Here is a 21,168-nt window from a genome sequence, read left to right as displayed (position 1 = left end):
CTCACATAGCTGACTCTCATTCTCGCATAGAGCAATCCATTCTCATTTATAAGTAAAATCCATAGTATATGTGCGGTGTTGGTAGTTCCCGTTGAATTTGAGATTCATTTTTTGAAGAATGCGGGTCGCTGTGTCTTTGTTATCGATGTGTAAAAATTGGCGACAGTCTGCATTTTTCATCGTTCCGCCAAATAATAGAAACCACTCTTTTATGGTTTGTTCGTGGGCTAATTGTTTATTTTTCTCGCAGTTGGAGCAATGCCACGTTCTTTTTATTCTTTTCATTCCGATATTATGACATAATGGGCAGACTACACCAGTTTGAATATCTTTTTTATTAATAGGAAACATTTCGCAAAGTGGTTTCGGTACATAAAATTGATGTTCACTTAGGATTTCAGCGGTTAGCCAGTCTAATTTTCCATTATCTAGCTTAAGGGGAAACATCGAAAGACTTCTAATATAGGTAGGAATTAAGTTTGGGAAGAGGACCTTGGTTTTCGCAGGGGCTTTTTCAACAATTTGTTTGGGGTAGGCGAGGACGACTACTCCGATAACTGGAAGGTGGACGCCACGAGCTTGAAGCCATTCGTCAAATAATTCGACGTTCCGCTCGACTTGTGTAGCTGGGCTTTCATAACCATCGACTTGCCCGTTGGGTCTCGTGCGAATTAATTGTGGTGGGTCGTCAATGAATTTCAATCTTCCACCAATGTTTTTCACTTCAAAAATAAGAACAAATGAGGATGTTATAAACAGACTGTCCATTTGGAAATGTGTGCTAGAGAAGAGTGATACATCGTGGAATATGCGGTGCTCAATTGTAAAAGTATATTTGAGAAAAATATCTGCTAATCTCTCTTCCCCTCCAATGCCAGCCTGCTTGGATGAAATTTTTTCAGCTAATGTTGGTGATAGTGGATGACTATTATCTAGCCGATTCAAACCCATTTGTAAACTTTGCATATATAACGACTCGTCACGATTTTTTACAATAATTAAAATCCACCTCCATTAATTTAATATATCCACTAGCCATTTAACCAATCCATGTCAATGTCTTCCGCTGCCCATCGAAACTTTTTAAGATCGACACGCATTTTTGCATCGACAAAAACACCTTCCTCCTCGAGCAACTCCTTCTGTCTAATCCCATCACTAACAACAATTTCACCTTTCGCATTCACTACTCGATGCCATGGCAGTTGATGTTTTGCACTCATAGAATGTAGTACTCGTGCTACTTGTCTTGCACCTCGCGAATTCCCGGCGAGCGCAGCAATCTGTCCATATGTGGCCACATTACCTGAAGGAATATCTAGAATCGTACGAATAATCTTATCTGTAAAAGTTTCCATTTTTACTTCACCCACCAACAGTATAACATTCCACCTTTTAAAAATGGAGCAGCAGGGTAAAAGTAATAGTAAAGAAGGGAGTTGTCAAAATGACAATTAAAAACGCTGGAGAAGATAAGGAATTTAATGATGGTAGATTGGTGAAAACAGAATTATTTCAGGAAGGGAAGACAACTGCACTAGTATTGAATTTTTTACCAGGGCAAGTTTTGCCACCACATCCTCATCCAGACTCTAATGTATATATGTATGTGATCGAAGGAAAAGGGATATGTAAGATTGACGATAAGGAACACCCTATTTCCGAAAAAGATGTGATTCATGCCGCCGACAAACAGCACGTAAGTATTGAGAATACCGGTGACGGGACATTGAGTATTTATATTGTCCAAGCCCATGAATCATTATAAAATGCTTGTAAATCTGGCGATAATGATGCAATGTTAAATGAAAAAGGAAGAACCATATGGCAAAAATCATGATTGTTGAAGACGATCCGAAAATTGCGGCACTTCTTATGAGTCATCTTGAGAAATTTGGGTATGATGTTGTGCTCACCGAAAATTTTGAATACGTAACAGACCTATTTCAAGAAACAAAACCGGATCTGGTATTACTAGATATCAATTTACCAAGCTTTGATGGGTATTACTGGTGCAGGCAGATCAGGCAATTATCTACGTGTCCGATTTTGTTTATTTCTGCTCGATCAGGTGAAATGGATCAAGTAATGGCACTGGAAAATGGAGCAGATGATTTCATTACAAAGCCTTTTCATTATGAAGTTGTGATGGCAAAGATACGCAGCAATTTAAGGCGTGCTTATGGAGAATATGCCCCTAAAGTAGAAGAACGGATTGTCGACCTGAAGGGACTTAGGCTTTACGTAGAGAGAATGGAACTGCAAAAAGATCAAGCAGTAGTCACCTTAACGAAAAAGGAAGCAATCCTTCTTGAAATGCTGATGAAGCGGTCACCAAGGGTGGCGAGTCGGGAGGCAATCCTTGAAAAACTTTGGGATGACCAATCTTTTGTAGATGAGAACACCTTAAATGTAAATATTGCGAGGGTACGGAAAAAGCTTCAAGAAATTGGGATAGAAGATGCAATTGAAACAGTTAGAGGGGCAGGCTATAGGATCAATCCAGCATGGGACAATAAAAGATGAAATTATTTCTTCGCGAACACATTCCGCTTATTTCCATTAATATTGTTCAAGTTTTGATTATCTTATTTACCTTTTGGCTTGGTGGTTATCGCAATTATCCACTGGTTCTTTACTCATTATTTCTTGGAGCTTTTCTGTTAACTGTTTACTTAACGTATCGATATATCACGCATAAGGCTTTTTATAAGCGGCTAACATCTTCCATTGAAGGATTGGATGAAGCCAATCAATCATTAGGATATGCCCCATTGCCAGAAGCATTGGAAAGGCTATTAAAGTCGCAATATACCCAATATATGAATGAACTTAATGTTCAGGCGAAAAAGCGAAGTGATCACCTTACCTTCATTAATCAATGGGTACACCAAATGAAGACACCTTTATCTGTCATCGAACTGCTTGCTCAGGAAGATGATGATGAAAAAATTGAAAGCATACGCGAAGAAGCAGATCGGTTGGGTAAAGGGTTGGAAATGGTTCTGTATGCAGCAAGATTGGAAGCTTTTGAACATGACTTTCAAGTAGGACCTGTATCATTGGGAAAAATAACAGAGCAAACGATCCGTGATAATAAGCGCTTGTTTATTAAGAGTAGAGTGTATCCAGAAACGAATATTGATCCAGAAATTGTAGTGGAGTCAGATGAGAAATGGCTTAGCTTCATTTTAAATCAATTTATAACAAATGCAGTAAAGTATTCTTCGGGAATATCACAAAAAATTATGATTACTGTTTCAAAAGCAGAAGATCATGCCTTGATAGAAATTCAAGACCATGGGATTGGAATCGCAAAAACAGATATGAAACGTATCTTTCACCCGTTTTTTACAGGAGAAAATGGTCGCCTGTATCGCGAATCAACTGGAATGGGCCTATATTTGGCAAAAGAGGTTTGTGATCTTCTTGGTCACGAAATTGAAATGGAGTCTGAAAAAGATAAAGGTACAAAGGTAAAACTTATTATTTAATTTCGGACCTAGTCCAACCTTACAGAAATGTAATAAAAGTGAAAGCTGAACCGATGGTTGAGGAACCTCTTTTTCCGTTACACTATGTGTAGATGAGAAAGGGGTTTTTATGTTGGATATGTTAAAGATTAAAAACTTAAGTAAAGTATATGATGGAAAAGTAGCATATAGAGCATTGAATGATATTGATTTAACAATTGAAGCAGGTGAGTTTGTTGGGATAATGGGCCCGTCTGGAAGTGGGAAAACGACATTGCTCAACATGGTTGCAACGATTGACAGACCAACTTCAGGTGCCATTTTACTGAACGATAAAGACCCGTTTCGTTTAAAACAAAATGATCTTGCCTTATTCAGACGCAGAAAACTTGGTTTTGTTTTTCAAGATTTTAATTTGCTACCTACATTAACGGTGGAAGAAAATATTGTGCTTCCTCTCACGCTTGACGGTGAAAAGGTAAAGGTAATGGAAGAAAAAGTGGAGGCAATTGCAGAAAGACTAGGGATAACCGAGATTTTGAACAAGCGTATTTATGAAATCTCCGGTGGGCAAGCGCAGAGGACAGCAATCGCTCGTGCAATTATTCACGATCCAGACATGATATTAGCCGACGAACCGACCGGGAATTTAGATTCAAAGTCTTCTAGGGCGGTGATGGAGACGCTTGAAACGATTAATAAAAAAGAAAAAACAACGATGATGATGGTAACACATGATTCAATTGCAGCAAGTTATTGTGACCGTGTTGTGTTTATAAAAGACGGAAAGTTGTTTAATGAAATTCACCGTGGTGACAATCGCCAAGCCTTTTTCCAAAAAATCATCGATGTGTTATCGCTGCTAGGAGGGGATTCGCATGACCTTTCGACAATTCGCGTTTAACAATGTCCTTCGTAACAAACGGACATATGCTGCCTATTTCCTCAGCAGCACATTTTCCGTACTCGTATTTTTCATTTATGCTATTTTCGCTTTTCATCCATCTTTATCATCGATCAATGCGAATGTATCTATGGGTTTGCATGTTGCTGAAGGAATTATATATGTATTTTCCTTCCTATTCGTCCTTATATCCATGAGTGCTTTTTTGAAATCAAGAAAAAAAGAATTTGGATTAATGGTCATGCTTGGGATGACCAATGGGCAACTACGAAAGATGGTCTTTTTAGAAAATGTTTTTATTGGTTTCTTTGCGACTATTTCTGGTATGGGGCTTGGCATTGTTTTTGGTAAAATAATATTGCTTGCCGCAGAAAATATTTTAGATTTAGAAGAGACATTGCCATTTTATTGGCCAATTCAGGCTTTGCTATTAACATTTATCGCTTTTTTATTGTTATTTATTATTATTTCCTTTTCAACAGTCTCGATTTTAAAAGGGAATAAGCTAGTCGATTTAATTAAAGGAAGTTCTGCACCGAAGAAAGAGCCGAAAGCCTCTGTTGCTTTATCTATTATTGCTGTTCTCCTACTCGCAATCGGCTATGCGGGAGCGTTGATAGCTCGTAATATGGAAGTGGTAGTGGTGATGATACCAGTGATCATCGTTGTAATAATAGGTACCTATTTTCTTTTTACACAACTAAGTGTTTACACGATTAATAGGCTTAGAAAAGGAAAATCTCTGTTTTGGAAAAAGACAAATATGGTGCTTTTTTCTGATCTTGCTTATCGTATGAAAGATAATGCGAGGACATTCTTCTTTGTGGCGATTGTATCTACTGTAGCATTTTCAGCAATTGGCTCGCTCGTTGGTTTCCGCTCGATGATGACCACTGCCGCCGTTGAAGAAAGCCCATTTGCATTTACTTATATAAATGAGGGGAATGTGAAAGGGGAAGAACATATTAGGTTGATCAAGGAGGAACTTGCTGATATTCCATATAAGGAAGCAAGCGTAAAAATAAAGGGGATTAATTTTAAAGAAACTAATTATCCCATGTTCGTTGTAAGTGAGACAGACTATAATAAACTGGTGGAGATTGAAGAACCGGGATTTAAGAAGGTCGACATCCAACAAAATGAAGCAATTCCTATTCAATACCATAGTTCGCTCGGAATGACGCCAGATTGGGAACGTGGAAAAATCAATTTAGAAGAAGATAATATTGTCCTTGACCAGAACGAAAGAATCTTATCCAACTTATTTCCGCCTTATCATGATTATTTTGTTGTAGATGACGCGCTTTTTGATAAGCTACAACAGGTTGAAATACAACAGGAATATTCCGCTTTTTATATAAAGGATTGGAAGGAAACGGTTGAAGCTGGTAAAAGTTTAGTACAAAAGATTGGCAAATTCGGAGATGCTTATCAATTCCATTCTTTAGCCTTTGATTGGAATGAAGTGAATCAAGGGTACGGAGCAATTCTATTTGTCGGTTTGTTTATCGGGGCAGTATTTTTCGTAGCTGCTGGTAGCTTTCTATATTTCCGACTTTATGCTGACTTAGAAGATGAGAAGCGTAAGTTTTCCGCGATAGGAAAATTAGGATTAACTGACAAAGAATTATCAAAGATTCTCTCAGTCCAGTTAGCACTCTTGTTCTTTGTGCCAATTATTGTCGCTGTTATCCATGGTGCGGTTGCACTTACAGCTCTTCAACATATGTTTAACTTTAGTTTAGTGAAGGAATCAGCCCTTGTACTTGGAAGTTTTAGTGTGATACAAATCGTTTACTTTTTCTTTATTCGCGCCAATTATATACGGAAAATAAAAAGATCTATTTAGAAGAGGTGATAACAGAAACTTCCCTGAAATACATGTCTTTTCTCGTTTAAGATTAGCTTTTTTACGGGGATAGGACCGATTGTTTCACTGTTGCATGCTATAATATGCAATAGTGAAATCAAATAGAGGGGAATAATTATATGGACTGGAAAAACATTTACCGTGGGCTTCTAATGGGAGTGACGGATTTAATCCCGGGTGTGAGCGGTGGAACCGTGGCATTTGTGCTTGGTATTTATGCTCGTTTACTAGAAGCGATTAGTGGGTTATTTAGTCGTGAGTGGAAAAAACATATTGGCTTTTTAGTCCCGCTTGGAATTGGAATCGTTGCAGCATTACTTATTTTTAGCAGGCTAATTGATTATTTGCTTGAAAGCCATCTAGCACCAACACAATTCTTTTTTATGGGTTTGATTATTGGTGTGATCCCATTTATATTGAGACAAGCTGGAGCGAAACAAAACTTTAAAGCAAACCATATGATTGGTTTAATTGTTGTTGCTATTTTACTTGCTTCACTGGCTTTTATTAAACCAGATAAAGCCGCTGCACCCATTACTTCGCTAAACATTCAAACGTTCTTTCTACTGTTTTTTTCAGGTTGGCTGGCAAGTATGGCGATGTTATTGCCGGGTATTAGTGGATCTTTTATTTTGTTATTAATCGGCGTTTATACAACGGCAATTAAAGCTTTAAAAGACTTTAATATCCCTTTAATTCTTACGATTGGTGCAGGTGTTATTATTGGTTTCATTGTGAGTAGTAAAGCTATTAGATACTTGCTTTCAAATTTTCAGCATATGACCTATGCAGTTATCGTTGGATTAATATTTGGTTCATTCTTCGTCATGTTTCCCGGTGTTCCAGTAGGACTGGATCTGTGGATTAGTATTATTACTTTCCTAGTGGGCCTTGTTTTTTCGCTCTGGTTTAGTTCAGAGAAGTTTACGAAAACAAGCCAATGAAAGTATCGACTTTTTCTTTCGCGGGGAACAAATACTAATTGCTATGCAGTGCACACGTTATTCACGTGTGCTTTTTTTATTGTAAAAAAGTTGACGGACAGTATCTTGCGATTCATGGCTTGTAAATAAATACGATGGCTAGTATCTCATCGATGACGGCATGTAAATTTCTCATGATGGACAGTAACGCCTCCGTGACAACCAGTAAATACAATTAACCAATCGGTTTTAATCATGAATCCGTTAAAATATGTAATTCAATCTTGGAAATTTTATGGTCTACACTCAGATTTCCTGTTTTGCAACTTACAGATGAATTAAATTGAATCATTGGCTTTTTGTAATTAATGTTGTATAGTGTGTATATGGATATACACACATGAACTTAAGGGGGAGACTCATTTGGAAAGTTGGAAGCAGGCACTTTGGTTAGTGAAGTTTGAATTAAAGGCATATAGAAAAGGTATGCTTTTTGCCATGTTACCTTATTTAATATTTTTCTTTGCTATCCTTTATACATTGGAGAACAATATATTAAGTGATGGATCACATTCGGTGTTAGACGATATTCTTTTTGCTACTATCTTTTGGTTCGCAATTATTTGGACGAAACCAAAAGAGTTCCAATATCAAAAATTAGCTGGAGAGTTTTGGGCTTCACCATATTTTGTCTTGTTAAAGCAGTTACCGATCCCTAAAGATATTTTGATCAAGAGTCGTTTTCTTCAATATTACTTGACCTCGATTCCAGCCCATTTACTTGTATTAATTATGATATTTATCAGTTCGCCAACGATAAGAGATCTATTATCTCCTGGTGAATATATCGCATTTTCCCTTATTTGGCTTAGTTCGGGTATGGTGATAGGGGGCGTTTTTCCGGCTAGTGAATCTGGAGAATACAACTCAAAATTAAAATTAGTCATATACACTTTCATTTCAGTGGTTGTGTTTCTTGGAGCATTTATTGCTCTTTATATATTTACAGGTGAGGGCCTCGTTTACTGGTCAATTGAAGTGGCTAATAAATGGCCTATACTATCAGCCTTTTTCTCCATCTGTATAGCGGCAGCCTTCATGATTTATTGGCCACATTATATGAGGAAAAATATCGAACGAATTGATTACTTTAAATAGAAAGAGAGGAAGCGACAGATGGAACTTCCAATTCGACTTTCAAAGGATTCGCGGGAACCGATTTATTTTCAAGTAGAAGAACAAATAAAAGCATTAATCGCAAGTGGACAATTAAATGCAGGGACACTTCTTCCTTCAATTCGTTCTCTTTCAAAAGATCTTGAAGTTAGTATGATAACGACGAGAAGGGCATATCAAAATTTGGAACAGCAAGGTTTCATACGCACCACACAAGGAAAAGGAACATTCGTCTCTGAAATTGAAGAGGGACTGAAGAAAGATGTGAAGATAGCGGCAGTGAAGCTTGCTTTTGAGACGGCAATTGAAACAGCACTTCGCCATGATTATTCATTAGAAGAAGCAGAAACAATATTTCAAAACATAGTGGAAAACTATCAAGGGAAGGGAGAGTAAGGAATGGAACAAGCAATAAAAATATCGCGTATACAAAAACAAATAGACGAGTTTCAGTTGGGACCGATAGATTTGCGGATAGAATCCGGCATGATTACAGCCCTTGCTGGCAATAACGGAGCAGGGAAAAGCACCTTACTTAAATTAATCCTGAATTTAGTGAAACAAAATCAAGGAAACATCGAACTTTTTGGGCAGGTCATTCGTAAAGAAGAGGAGGATTGGCAGAAAAGGGTTGCGTATTTACCACAATCCATGCCTGGAGCGGTTCCTTTTACGGGGAAAGAACTGCGAAACTTAGTTTCCCATTGGTATCCAAACTGGGATGAGCAATTGTTCCAGAGAATGATTGACTTATTCGAAGTGCCACTTAAGAAGCAATATGAAAAACTATCACAAGGGGCAAAGCAGAAATTGAATCTAGCCCTCGCTCTTCCAAGAAATGCTGAATTGCTAATATTGGATGAGCCGACATCACATCTCGATATCCCAGCAAAAAAAGTCTTGCAAGATCTATTAGTAGAGTGGATGGAACATGGAGATAAAACCATCTTATTTGCTAGTCATCAAGTGGAAGAGATTCGTAAACTTGCTGATTATATCGCTATCATGAAAAATGGAAAATTAATCGGTTCATTCGAAAAAGATGAATTGACAGAACAGTACAAACGTTACTGGTTTCCAAGTCCTATTCTAGAAAATATAATTCCCGGTGAAGTGGAGCGCAAGGGCGGTACGATCGTTACGAGCAACCCAATAGAAACAGAAAAGTTTTTTAGAAATAAAGATATGAGATGGATAGATTCAAAAGCTGTCGAACTTGATGAAATATTAACATTCATGTTGAGCAAGAAAGGGTGAGGGAAAGTAGATGGAAAATGTTCTTACAGTAAATCAACTAGGTAAATCATTTAAAAAGAAACGCATCATTCAGGATATTAGTTTTGATGTTCGTAAAGGTGAAATCATGGCAATTTTGGGACCGAATGGAGCGGGGAAGTCAACGACAATCCGAAATATTATGGGAATCATGTATCCTGATGAAGGTACGATTACTTTTCACAATCATATTGCCAATGAAATCCCACGCCATAAAATTGGTTATTTGCCGGAAGAACGAGGTTTGTATAAAAATGTAAAGGTAATGGATATGATTTTATATTTAGCAGACCTAAAGGACTATCCAGTGAAGAAGGCGAGAGAGCGGGCTCTAGCTTACTTAGCGAAGTTTGACCTTGAGGGAAAAGAGAAGGTTTCTGTGGAGGAACTTTCGAAAGGGATGGGGCAAAAAGTTCAATTTATTGCGTCGATCATTCATGAACCTGAATTACTTATTTTAGACGAACCATTCTCTGGATTAGATCCAGTAAGCCAAGAACTTTTTAAAAGGGAAATAAGAGAACTAGCAAATAATGGGACTGCAATTTTATTATCCTCACATCAAATGAATGTGGTCGAGCAATTATGTGACCGATTGTTTATGATTCACCGCGGACAAAAGGTGATTTATGGAACGATGGAAGATGTGAAAAATCAATATGCTAACTTTAAATGCAGGATTAGAGGGAAAAATGATCTTTCACTATTAGAAAAACTATCGATGGTGCAGAGAGTAGAGCAAAGTGAAGATGTATCGATTCTTTATTTAACCCAAGATGTTAATATACCAACTTGGTTGAGGCAGCTTCCGGAAAGTTTACATATTCAGGAGCTCTCGATCGATAGAATTTCTTTACATGAAATCTTTATTGATGTCGCAACAGATAATCATTTACTGCAAGAAAGTGGTGATAATTATGCGTAATAGTCTAAAGGTTGCCAAATGGGAAATCAAAAGAAACATGTCCAATAAATCTTTTATCATCTCTTTATTATTAACGCCTGTGCTTTTTATGATTTTCTTTTTTGTACCAAGTTTATTTGGAGGCAATGATTCAGAGGAAATGGTGAAAGTGTATATGCTCGATGAACTGAATGTTTGGAACGAAGTCGAAGATACCGTTATCCAGCATGGGCTTTTCAACTGGGATTTAGAAAAGACTGATATGAAAGAGGCTGCTATGCAAACAGCAGCGACAGATTCTGAGCAGACTGTTTTTATAGCTTTAACAGAAGATGGTCTTGAACAAGGGCAGATCCATATGTATATGAGTGCTGATGTAGATGAAAGCTTTCAATATGAAGCTATCGCATTAGAGGAGCCATTGCGTCAAATGCAAATCGAGCGACTTGGTTTAACTGCTGAACAAAAAGAAATAATCGCAAGTCGGATTGTAATTGAACCGGTAAATGTTGAGGAGCTAAGTAATGGTGAGGAAACGATTCCGGCAGATGAAGAAGCAGTAGCTGATCCACTGAAACGAGCGGTACCAGGTATTTTTGCAGGGATTATTTTATTTTCCATTGTCATGACAGGAATGATGATTTTCCAATCAGCTTCCCAAGAAAAGAAAGAAAAAGTAGCGGAAATCATTTTATCCTCATTAACTCCGTCAGAGCTAATGCAAGGAAAAATTATTGGCTATTTCGTGCTTGGTATTACACAAGTAATTGTTTGGCTCGTATTCCTTATTCCACTAGTCATTTGGAAAATGGACATTCCGCTCTTGGAATACTTGTTAGTCCCTGAATTATTGTTGTTCTTGTTCATTGCTTTTGCGGGTTACTTCCTATTTGCGGCTATATTTGTTGGCATTGGAGCAACTGTAGAAGAATTAACAGCAACAAGTAATTTCCAAGGGATGATTATGATGCTTCCTTTCCTACCATTTTTATTTATTGCTCCAATTATGAGTGATCCGAGCGGGTTGATTGCGAAGATTGGATCATTTATCCCGATCACATCTCCAGCCATCCTATTAGTGCGCTTGTCGATGCTTGAAGAATGGCCATGGACAGAAGTTATTATTTCTCTAATTATATTATTAGCGAGTATATGGTTATTTATGAAACTAGCGGGAAAGATCTTCAAAATCGGTATTCTAATGTACGGAAAAAATGCCACACCAAAAGAAATCTGGAAATGGATGTGGGCATAAGCTAAATTGTGTGGGTGCCTGGCACCCACACAATTTTTTGTCTTTTCTCATAGGCTATTACACACGCCTATAAGGAAAGGAAGTGAGTGTTGTGGAACTCACGTTGGTTCATTGGTTATATGGGTTGTTTACGCTATTAATTATTTTAACGATGATTTTCCGTAAGGGAGTCGTTCTCCCATCTTTATTAGGTACATTTGTCATTGCTTCGATATACCATGCAAATATAATTAAAGGATTTACCGCCATTTTTAATGCAAATTTAGTAGCGGCTAAAGAGCTTTTTAACATATTTTTGATTATTACATTTATGCTGGCATTACTTCATTCTTTACGTGATTTAGGAGCAGACCGTCGTATGATTCTACCGATTCAAAAGCTCATGATCAATGGTCATGTTTCCTATTTTGTCCTTGTTGTGATTACTTATGTTATTTCACTATTCTTTTGGCCAACGCCGGCAGTGCCGCTTATTTGTGCGTTATTAGTTCCCGCAGCAGTTCGAGCAGGACTTCCAGCAATGTTTGCTGCTATTGCAGTAGCGCTCGCAGGGCAAGGTATGGCGCTTTCCTCGGATTATATTATCCAAGTAGCACCGGGTTTATCAGCAAAATCTGCAGGAATTGAAACGGAATTAGTCGCGGATAAAGCATTAATTTTATCCTTAATTGCTGGAGGAGTAGCGATTGTTCTCGCTTATATTCTATATCGAAAAACAATTCGCCCTAAAAATGATCCATTAAATGAATTAGAGTTACAAACCATGCAATCAACAACAGAAACAAAAAACAAAGCTTATTCACAACATGTAACGATGTGGAGCAAACTGTTTTCGGTTTTAGTTCCTTTCACGCTGTTAGGTGTTGTTCTTTATATGATTTACACAAAAATTATGGCAGGAAGAACAAGTGGGCTTGAAGGTGGAGACGGGGCTGCTTTTATTGGTGGAGTAGCGGTTATTTTATTGTTGTTATCAACCGTAGCCTACGGAAGGCAACATGCGCTTGATTATATAACCAATCATATAACAGACGGATTCGTCTTTGCTTTTAAAGCGATGGGGCCTGTAATTCCAATTGCTGGATTTTTCTTCTTAGGAAGTTCCGATTTCGCTGGTAATATATTAGGGCTAGAAAGTGAATCTCCCGCATTATTGTTTGATATTGTACAATCAGCACAAACTATGTTGCCACAAAGCGGATTATTCGCAGCGTTTAGTGTGTTAATCATTGGAATTATTACTGGATTAGATGGTTCTGGATTTTCTGGTTTGCCATTGACCGGTGCACTTGCAGCCTCCCTACAAAATAGTTCGATTGATGCCTCGACCTTAGCCGCAATTGGACAAATGGGATCGGTATGGACTGGTGGAGGTACAATTATTGCTTGGTCTTCACTTATCGCCATCGCTGGCTTTTGTGGTGTTTCCGTCATGGAACTTGTGCGTAAAAACTTTCTTCCAGTTATTGTCGGCCTAATCATCACAACAATCGCAGCAGTTTACATTTTTTAAGTCGTGTGAGTTGTGTGGGTGCCTGGCACCCACACAACTCACACATAACTTTTGTTTTTTTATTTTCAAACGCGATGACTTCATATATAATGAAATATTAATGATAACAACAGGAGATGTGGATATAGTGTCTGTTAAAATTAATATAGAGAAAAAAGCACAACAATTAAACAAACAATTTGAAAATCGAGGCCGTTTATTAGTTAAATGTCCAGATAGACCTGGTATTGTAGCAACGGTGTCGAAGTTTTTATATGATCATGACTCAAATATTATTGAATCAAGTCAATATACAAGTGATCCAGAAGGCGGAGCCTTTTTCATAAGAATTGAATTTCACTGTGAAGATCTTGTGAATAAGCGTGAACAAATGGAAAAAGACTTTGACATGCTCGCATCTAAATTTTCGATGGACTATGATTTTACATATGGAAATGAACGAAAGCGCACGGCTATTTTCGTTTCTCAAGAACCACATTGTTTAATGGAACTTCTTTGGGAATGGCAAAATGGCGATCTTGAAACAGATATCGCTGTTGTGATTAGTAATCATGAAGATTCACGCGAGATTGTGGAGTCGCTTGGGATTCCATTTCACTACATTCCGGCGAATAAAGATATTCGCAAACAGGTGGAAGAAGAGCAGATACGTTTAATGAAAGAATATAACGTTGATCTATTGATACTTGCACGTTATATGCAAATTTTAACACCGGAGTTTGTTGACCATTTTCCAAATCAAATTATTAACATACATCATTCCTTTTTACCAGCATTTATCGGGGCTCGTCCGTACGAACGGGCTTATAATCGTGGAGTAAAGTTAATTGGTGCAACGTCACATTATGTGACGAATGATTTAGATGAGGGTCCAATTATTGAACAAGATATTGAGCGTGTGGACCATCGTGATCATGTTGGTGATTTAAAGAAAATCGGTCGACAAATTGAACGTCGTGTTTTAACGCGTGCAGTGAAGTGGCATTTAGAAGACAGAGTAATTGTTCATGATAATAAAACGATTGTATTTCAGTAACTACCCTGATTGACCACGAATCTTAATATAAAGTCTAAACGAAAAGAGCCTTCCAAAAGAGGGCTCTTTTTATCTTGTTCAACATTAATTTGAATACCTGTTTTATATCATTATATAAATTAAAACTCCCCTCCAAACATATTAAATTCTACAAATAGCATTTCTCATTATCTGTAAGTCCTTTTTATTAAGAAGATAACCATGGATTTACCAATATTAGTAACAGTTATAGCATATAAATTGGATACACGGTTGGGATTATTAGCTGCCTGGGAATTGTTTGGGTGCCAGGCACCCAAACAATTCCCGGCACCGAAACAACAGGGACAATGAGGGGGGAGGCATTAATATGAATTTAGTAAAGGAAAAAAGACTTAAAAATTATATAGATGGTGGATGGATTGCGCCGAAAGATGTGAGGTATGTGGATGTTGTTAATCCTGCTACAGGTGAAAGTGTTGCTGAGGTTCCTATGTCGACAAAAGTGGAGGTGGATGCAGCTGTTGAATTTGCAAAACAAGCGCAAAGGGGATGGGCGATTGTACCGGCTCCGCAACGTGCAGAGGTGTTATACCGAGTAGGTTCTTTGATGAAGGAACGAAAAGAGAATTTATCTCAACTATTGACCACCGAGAATGGAAAAGTAATCGAAGAAGCTCGTGGTGAAGTACAAGAAGGTATTGATATGGCTTTTTATATGGCCGGTGAAGGAAGACGTTTATTCGGTCAAACGACTCCATCTGAGTTGAAAGATAAATTTGCCATGAGTGTACGTGCACCAGTAGGGGTTGTTGGGATTATTACTCCTTGGAACTTTCCAATTGCCATTGCTACATGGAAGTCATTTCCGGCCATTGTTGCTGGAAATGCAGTCATTTGGAAGCCGGCTTCAGAAACACCATTGATGGCTCATGAGCTTGCTGCTATTTTTGCAGAGGCGGGATTACCAAAAGGTGTATTAAATGTCGTTTTTGGTTCCGGAAATACTGTCGGTAATGCCATGGTAGAGCATAAGGATATTCGGGTGATTTCTTTTACTGGTTCAAATGAAGTTGGCAGAAACATTGCTAGCAAATGTGGTCAGCTGTTAAAAAAAGTCTCTCTTGAAATGGGTGGAAAAAACGCGGTTATTGTAATGGATGATGCTGATTTAGACTTAGCAGTAGAAGGAATTATTTGGAGTGCCTTTGGAACTAGTGGGCAAAGGTGTACGGCATGTAGTAGGGTGATCGTTCATGAAAATGTGAAGGAGCATTTGCAGGAAAGATTGTTAAAAGAAATAAAACGGCTGAAGATCGGTAATGGCCTCGATGAAAAGGTGAGAATTGGTCCGATTATTAATAAAGTTTCCTTAAAGAAAATCAACAGCTATATTAAAATTGGCAAAGAGGAAGGTGCCAATTTATTGACGGGTGGTTATGTTTTAGATGAGGGAGAACACAAGAATGGGTTTTATTATGCACCAACAATATTTACAGATGTAAGCCCCAATATGCGGATTGCGCAAGAAGAAATATTCGGACCAGTTGTCTCGTTAATTCCAGTGAAAAGTTTTGTAGAAGCCATAGAGGTAAATAATAATGTTGCGTATGGTTTATCCAGTTCCATTTTTACGAAAGATATAAATAAAGTGTTTGCTGCACAACGTGACCTTGATACTGGCATTGTGTATGTAAACGCGGGGACGACTGGAGCGGAAATTCATTTGCCATTCGGGGGTACGAAAGGAACTGGAAATGGACATCGTGACTCAGGTGTTGCTGCGCTCGATGTCTTTACAGAATGGAAAAGTATTTATATTGACTATAGTGGCAGACTGCAAAGGGCACAAATTGATGTAGATTAATCATATACTATCAAGCGATCTCCATTTTAAGGAAGGGGGTACGCGCTCTCCGTTTTGGGGAGTGATCCCATTCGTAAGGAGGGAAATGATAGATGAAAATAGCTGTCTTAGGATCTGGATTGATGGGAAAAGAAGCGGTGCGAGATTTAGTGCGGAGCACAGAAGTAAAAACGATAGGACTTGCTGATATTGATTTAGTGCGTGCAAAGCAAGTGTGTGATAATTTGAAGTCAGATAAGCTGGAAGCGTTTCGTGTGGATGCAAGCAATCAAGCGGAATTGTCACAATTTATAAGCCAATATGATGTTGTGATTAATGCGCTTTTTTATTCTTTTAATGAAATCGTAGCAAAAACAGCAATTGCTGTTGGGGTGAATAATGTAGATCTTGGTGGTCATATTGGCCATATAACCGATAAAATATTAGAGCTTAAAGACGCAGCAAAAAGCGCTCAAACTACGATTATCCCTGATTTAGGAGTTGCTCCAGGGATGATTAACATATTGTCAGGATATGGTGCAAGTAAGTTAGATAAAACGGAATCCATCAAAATGTATGTAGGTGGGATTCCTGTTAAGCCTGAACCGCCACTTGAATATAATCATGTATTTTCGATGGAAGGCGTGCTTGACCATTATACAGACCCTTCTTTCATTATCCGCAATGGAGTAAAACAAGAAGTGCCGTCTTTATCTGAAATAGAAAGAATATACTTTGAGAAATTCGGTCCGTTAGAAGCCTTTCACACATCAGGTGGTACCTCAACATTGTCTTATACCTATCCTGATTTAAAAGGATTGGAATATAAAACAATTCGATATCCAGGTCATGCTGAAAAAGCGAAGTTACTTGTAGACTTAAATCTAACCCGTAAAGATTATGAAGTGGAAATGAAAGGGCAAAAAGTGAAACCGAGAGAAATATTATTAAAAGTCCTTGATCCAATCGTTGATTTAAAAGATAAAGATGATGTCGTCTTACTTCGTGTAATGGTTTCAGGTGAGAAAAATGGAGTGAAAATCACTCATTCATATGAAATGACGACGTATAAAGACCGATCTACGAATGTCACGGCTATGGCGCGGGCCACTGCTAACACGATTTCAGTTGTCGCGCAAATGATCGGTAAAGGTATGATAACAAGAAAAGGTGTATATCCTCCAGAACAAATTGTACCAGGAAATGAATATATAAAAGAAATGGCAAAGCGGAATATCAATATTATTGAAACAGAAATAAAAAAGTAAATCCAATAAGTAAGAAAAGCTACGAATATAAAATTCGCAGCTTTTTTCTTTTGATTTTAAGAATTAATCAATCAATAAAGCTAAGTTTTTCTTCAACGAGAAAGGGAATGGAAGAGTATTGACAATATATAAGGAGGAAAATAAGTATGGAAATAAAAGCTTTAATACTTAATTGTACGTTGAAGAAAAGTAGTGAGCAATCAAACACGCGCGCGCTCATAGACGTGGTTACAAATATTTTTGATGAGCACAAAATCGAATCGGAAATCTTAACGATGGCAGATTATAATATTGAATTAGGAATTACGAACGAAGCGGTTAATGACCAAGACGAATGGCCAATGATATTTGAAAAAGTAAAACAGGCTGACATTCTGATCATTGGCACTCCTATTTGGCTTGGCGAACAAAGCAGTGTAGCTGTTAAAACAATTGAAAGATTATATGGCGGAAGTAGTTTAACAAATGAGAAAGGGCAGTATCTTTACTATAATAAAGTAGGTGGAGTGGTAATAACCGGAAATGAAGATGGAGCCAAGCATGCGGCAAGGTCTCTACTCTATTCACTTTCCCATATCGGCTTTACTATCCCTCCAAATGTGGATACATATTGGGTGGGAGAAGCAGGTCCGGGACCATCTTTTATAGAAGCAAAAGGATATAAAAATGATTTTACAATGCAACATGCTAAAATCATGGCTTATAATTTAATGCATTTTGCAAAAATGCTTAAGGAGCATCCCATTCCCGCAGAGGGCAATGTGATTAAATAATTATGTACTAATCAAACGTTTGATGGAAATCCGCTAACCCCTGTATCTAGAGGGATTAGCGGATTTATTATTTGCGTATCATTTGTTCTTGAGCCATTTTAATCATTTCCTTGACCATATTACCACCAATTGGTCCACCGATTTTACCCGCTTGTTCTGAAGTGAGTTGACCATTCTTCCCCTTATTTAGTGGAATTCCTTGTTCTTTAGCTACTTCATATTTTATGTCATCAGGAGCGGCATTATATCCTTTTGCTTTCATGACGCGCCCCTTTAATTGATCTAGGCCTTCTCGTGCTTCGGGAACTAATAGTTTGTTTTTTCTAGCCATTTAATCCCTCCTTAAGGATAGTATCTCCCATGAAATTAGAAACACTATACAAATTTACTACCAAACATATAAGTTATAGTATTCTAATTACATAATGAAAAGAGGAATAGGGCATGATTCAGATTTGAAAAGCGATAATAAGTGATATTTCTGCTATTCAAAACATCGCTTATATAACGTGGAAAGTAATGTATAAAGATATAATTTCTGAAAAACGCAGTTAGATTTTTTGAAGATGGCCTATTCGGATGAAAGGATACTTCAAAGAATAGAAGAGACCCATGATGTGGAGTTAACGGCGATTTATATTTTGCCTAATTTTCAAAACAGAAAGATTGGTTCTATGTTATTAGAGAAGGGGTTGCAGGAATTATCAGATGCTAGACGATTATATGTAGTTGTGGAAAAAGAAAATCAGCTCTGCATGAGATTTTACAAAGAAAAAAGGTTTATTAAAGCGGAAGAATATACGGAAAACAACAGCTTCATACAGCGCGTATGGTTTACTCTAATTAACTACAAAAAGACGGTCCCAAGCATTGAGTCCGTCTCTAAAGTTTGTTATATCTATACCCTGCATTATGTTTGCTTTTTCAGGTTCTAAGGCATTAACTAGTTTTTATTAAAAAGAAAAATCGACTTCTTTATTATCTTGTTTTTCTACTCCTTGCATATACTTAATTCTGCGTTGGGCGGAAGCATTACTCACTTGTTCATCTGCATGGTAAGAAGAGCGTACAAGTGGTCCTGCTTCACAATGGCTAAACCCTTTGGTCATCGCAATTTCCTTCAATTCGGCGAATTCGTCAGGATGGTAATAACGTTCAACCATCAAATGTTTTTTTGTAGGCTGTAAGTATTGGCCAATTGTCATAATATCAACGTTATGTGCACGCAGATCATCCATAGCCTGAATGATTTCTTCTTTTGTTTCACCTAGACCAACCATAATACTTGACTTCGTTGGTGTATCCGGAGCAATTTCTTTTACTCGTCTTAAAAGTTCTAGGGAACGATCGTATGTTGCTTTAGCGCGAACCCGTGGTGTTAACCGTCTGACTGTTTCGATATTATGGTTGAAAATATCAGGACCACTAGACATTAAATTTCGTAGGTTTTCATAATCGCCTTTCATATCGGAAGGTAAAATTTCAATAGTACAGCCTGGAACTTCCCTACGGATGGCCCTAACAGTTTCAGCAAAAACACCTGCTCCGGCATCATTTAGATCATCGCGTGCCACAGCGGTGACTACCACATGCTTGAGTCCCATTATTTTCACAGATTCAGCAACTCTCATAGGCTCATTCAAGTCCAGTTCGTTTGGCAATCCCGTATTGACTGCACAAAAACGACATGCGCGTGTACAAATAGAACCAAGAATCATAAAAGTAGCCGTTTTCCGTTCACTCCAACATTCGTGAATATTCGGACAACGAGCTTCTTCACATACTGTATTCAAGCCTTTTTCACGCATTAATTTCTTTAAATCTGTATATGCTTCATTCGTATTGATCTTTGTTTTCAGCCACTCAGGTTTTCTAATATATTCTTCTTTTTTGAATGCCATTATTTCAGCACCTGCTTTCTTTTTTTGAAGTTCCATTCGTCCGATTTATATTTCGACTCTGCTAAGTCATATACTTCATTCCATTGTGCATTTGTGAGCTCTAGCGGTAAAAATTCGAGGTTTAACTCTTTTTCAAAGCCATATTGGAAAGCCTTTGCAGCAACCTCATATGTAATTTTATCTTTTGCCGCTTCATTCATTGTGATGGCTTTATCAGAAAAGGCTGTCCGCTGTCTCTCTCTCATTTTATCTGATGAAAAATTGAATAGGTCAAATAACATTTGTTTATCGATACTGAATGGTAAAGAACCATGTTGCAGTAACACGCCTTTTTGTCTCGTTTGTGCATGTCCAGAAATCTTTTTCCCGTTAACAAGCATTTCGTAATCAGATGGTCTTTCAAAACATACAGCTGTACTATTCCTTTCAAAATGCTCTTTTGGCATGGAGTAGTCTGCATTGATACCCAGTTCTTTAAATCCAGCCATAATCCCCTTAGATAATGTGTAGTAGGCTGCACGAATAGAATCAGAAATATATGACTTTTCTTCAGAAACGGCAATACTGTATGTGAGTTCATCATCATGCAATACGGCGCTTCCCCCAGTTAAGCGGCGAACAAACATACATTCATAACGTTCTACTGCAGAGAAATCAATCGTTTTTTCAACCTTTTGAAAACGGCCAACAGAAAGGGTTGGCTTTGTCCATCCGTAAAATCGTAGCACAGGCGGGATTTTACCTTCACTATGCCAATTTAATAAAGCTTCATCTAATGCCATATTAATAGCAGCCTCATGATACCCACTATGTAGCAGTCCCCATGTGTCATTCATGTATTTTTCAACTCCCCGATAAAAATAGAAAAACCACATTCCGAGGAATGTGGTCTATTGGTATGCAAAAAGTAACAAACATACGACCACACTTCCTCACGCTAGTATTACCTAGTTTCGAGTACAAAGAGTCAGAACGGAATGTCTTCTCAGCCACTATCGTAGCTCCCCTAGTGTATGTATAAATTTCCAATCAACAATTCCTATGTTAACGAAAGAGAAACTCCGTGTAAAGA

22 protein-coding genes and 1 riboswitch are annotated in these 21,168 nt (G+C 37.8%); of the genes, 17 read left to right on the top strand and 5 right to left on the bottom strand.

All coding sequences use genetic code 11. The features are described from left to right. Positions 1 to 42: 42 nt before the first annotated feature. On the bottom strand, positions 43 to 966 hold the full coding sequence (locus BLE01S_RS14090) for a nuclease-related domain-containing protein (protein ID WP_231955876.1): 924 nt from the start codon (positions 964 to 966) through the stop codon (positions 43 to 45). A 65-nt stretch (positions 967 to 1,031) separates the two neighbouring features. Then, positions 1,032 to 1,358, bottom strand: a complete 327-nt coding sequence (locus BLE01S_RS14085; protein WP_066143461.1) for an MGMT family protein — start codon at positions 1,356 to 1,358, stop codon at positions 1,032 to 1,034. Between the two features lie 89 nt (positions 1,359 to 1,447). On the opposite strand from BLE01S_RS14085, the gene BLE01S_RS14080 reads away from it, so the two are divergent. The 16 genes from BLE01S_RS14080 (at position 1,448) to BLE01S_RS14005 (ending at position 18,195) form a co-directional block, all read left to right on the top strand. Beyond that, positions 1,448 to 1,768 (top strand): cupin domain-containing protein, encoded by a 321-nt coding sequence (locus BLE01S_RS14080; protein WP_066143373.1) that lies wholly within the window; start codon positions 1,448 to 1,450, stop codon positions 1,766 to 1,768. 56 nt (positions 1,769 to 1,824) lie between these two features. Further along, positions 1,825 to 2,526, top strand: a complete 702-nt coding sequence (locus BLE01S_RS14075; RefSeq protein ID WP_066143370.1) for a response regulator transcription factor — start codon at positions 1,825 to 1,827, stop codon at positions 2,524 to 2,526. Continuing rightward, positions 2,523 to 3,494 carry a sensor histidine kinase gene (locus tag BLE01S_RS14070; RefSeq protein WP_066143367.1) on the top strand — a complete coding sequence of 324 codons (972 nt, stop codon included), beginning with the start codon at positions 2,523 to 2,525 and terminating at the stop codon, positions 3,492 to 3,494. The genes BLE01S_RS14075 and BLE01S_RS14070 overlap by 4 nt, the downstream gene beginning before the upstream one ends. 118 nt (positions 3,495 to 3,612) lie before the next feature. After that, complete coding sequence (locus BLE01S_RS14065; protein ID WP_066143459.1) at positions 3,613 to 4,377, top strand: ABC transporter ATP-binding protein; 765 nt, start codon at positions 3,613 to 3,615, stop codon at positions 4,375 to 4,377. Further along, positions 4,352 to 6,226 (top strand): ABC transporter permease, encoded by a 1,875-nt coding sequence (locus tag BLE01S_RS14060; protein ID WP_066143365.1) that lies wholly within the window; start codon positions 4,352 to 4,354, stop codon positions 6,224 to 6,226. Before BLE01S_RS14065 ends, BLE01S_RS14060 begins: the two co-directional genes overlap by 26 nt. 140 nt (positions 6,227 to 6,366) lie before the next feature. Beyond that, positions 6,367 to 7,191, top strand: a complete 825-nt coding sequence (locus BLE01S_RS14055) for a DUF368 domain-containing protein (RefSeq protein ID WP_066143360.1) — start codon at positions 6,367 to 6,369, stop codon at positions 7,189 to 7,191. Between the two features lie 402 nt (positions 7,192 to 7,593). Continuing rightward, positions 7,594 to 8,328: a hypothetical protein gene (locus tag BLE01S_RS14050; RefSeq protein WP_066143357.1), complete on the top strand. Its 735-nt coding sequence runs from the start codon at positions 7,594 to 7,596 to the stop codon at positions 8,326 to 8,328. 18 nt (positions 8,329 to 8,346) lie between these two features. After that, positions 8,347 to 8,742: a GntR family transcriptional regulator gene (locus tag BLE01S_RS14045; protein ID WP_066143353.1), complete on the top strand. Its 396-nt coding sequence runs from the start codon at positions 8,347 to 8,349 to the stop codon at positions 8,740 to 8,742. A 3-nt stretch (positions 8,743 to 8,745) separates the two neighbouring features. After that, entirely contained in the window at positions 8,746 to 9,603 is an 858-nt protein-coding gene (locus BLE01S_RS14040) for an ABC transporter ATP-binding protein (RefSeq protein WP_066143350.1), read from the top strand. Positions 9,604 to 9,613: 10 nt separating this feature from the next. Then, a complete protein-coding gene (locus tag BLE01S_RS14035) occupies positions 9,614 to 10,546 on the top strand; it encodes an ABC transporter ATP-binding protein (RefSeq protein ID WP_066143347.1) in 933 nt (310 codons plus the stop codon). Next, entirely contained in the window at positions 10,539 to 11,780 is a 1,242-nt protein-coding gene (locus BLE01S_RS14030) for an ABC transporter permease (protein WP_066143343.1), read from the top strand. The genes BLE01S_RS14035 and BLE01S_RS14030 overlap by 8 nt, the downstream gene beginning before the upstream one ends. 91 nt (positions 11,781 to 11,871) lie before the next feature. Further along, positions 11,872 to 13,293, top strand: coding sequence for a hypothetical protein (locus BLE01S_RS14025; RefSeq protein WP_066143341.1), 1,422 nt, complete (start codon positions 11,872 to 11,874; stop codon positions 13,291 to 13,293). Between the two features lie 127 nt (positions 13,294 to 13,420). Next, entirely contained in the window at positions 13,421 to 14,329 is a 909-nt protein-coding gene (gene purU, locus BLE01S_RS14020; protein WP_231955877.1) for a formyltetrahydrofolate deformylase, read from the top strand. Positions 14,330 to 14,678: 349 nt separating this feature from the next. Then, complete coding sequence (locus BLE01S_RS14015) at positions 14,679 to 16,175, top strand: aldehyde dehydrogenase family protein (RefSeq protein ID WP_066143336.1); 1,497 nt, start codon at positions 14,679 to 14,681, stop codon at positions 16,173 to 16,175. A gap of 92 nt (positions 16,176 to 16,267) precedes the next feature. Beyond that, positions 16,268 to 17,422: a saccharopine dehydrogenase family protein gene (locus BLE01S_RS14010; RefSeq protein ID WP_066143334.1), complete on the top strand. Its 1,155-nt coding sequence runs from the start codon at positions 16,268 to 16,270 to the stop codon at positions 17,420 to 17,422. Between the two features lie 146 nt (positions 17,423 to 17,568). Then, the gene (locus BLE01S_RS14005; protein WP_066143331.1) at positions 17,569 to 18,195 is read left to right on the top strand and encodes a flavodoxin family protein; all 627 of its coding nucleotides are present in this window, start codon (positions 17,569 to 17,571) and stop codon (positions 18,193 to 18,195) included. Between the two features lie 67 nt (positions 18,196 to 18,262). Here the strand turns inward: BLE01S_RS14005 and BLE01S_RS14000 are convergent, their stop codons facing one another. Beyond that, positions 18,263 to 18,526, bottom strand: a complete 264-nt coding sequence (locus BLE01S_RS14000) for an alpha/beta-type small acid-soluble spore protein (RefSeq protein WP_066143327.1) — start codon at positions 18,524 to 18,526, stop codon at positions 18,263 to 18,265. Positions 18,527 to 18,761: 235 nt separating this feature from the next. On the opposite strand from BLE01S_RS14000, the gene BLE01S_RS21425 reads away from it, so the two are divergent. After that, the gene (locus BLE01S_RS21425; RefSeq protein WP_082788737.1) at positions 18,762 to 19,130 is read left to right on the top strand and encodes a GNAT family N-acetyltransferase; all 369 of its coding nucleotides are present in this window, start codon (positions 18,762 to 18,764) and stop codon (positions 19,128 to 19,130) included. 18 nt (positions 19,131 to 19,148) lie between these two features. Here BLE01S_RS21425 and lipA read toward each other — a convergent pair whose 3' ends face one another. Together lipA and lipM are read right to left on the bottom strand one after the other, a co-directional pair. Further along, positions 19,149 to 20,096, bottom strand: coding sequence for a lipoyl synthase (gene lipA / locus BLE01S_RS13990; protein WP_066143320.1), 948 nt, complete (start codon positions 20,094 to 20,096; stop codon positions 19,149 to 19,151). Then, positions 20,096 to 20,932, bottom strand: coding sequence for a lipoate--protein ligase family protein (gene lipM / locus BLE01S_RS13985; protein ID WP_066143317.1), 837 nt, complete (start codon positions 20,930 to 20,932; stop codon positions 20,096 to 20,098). Before lipM ends, lipA begins: the two co-directional genes overlap by 1 nt. A 76-nt stretch (positions 20,933 to 21,008) precedes the next feature. Then, positions 21,009 to 21,114, bottom strand: a riboswitch (TPP riboswitch). Between the last annotated feature and the right edge of the window lie 54 nt (positions 21,115 to 21,168).

This window comes from Lederbergia lenta NBRC 16444 (assembly GCF_001591545.1).
Lineage (GTDB): Bacteria > Bacillota > Bacilli > Bacillales > Bacillaceae_C > Lederbergia > Lederbergia lenta.
The sequence above is the reverse complement of the archived record's forward strand: the minus strand, read 5'-3'. Positions and strand labels throughout refer to the sequence as shown.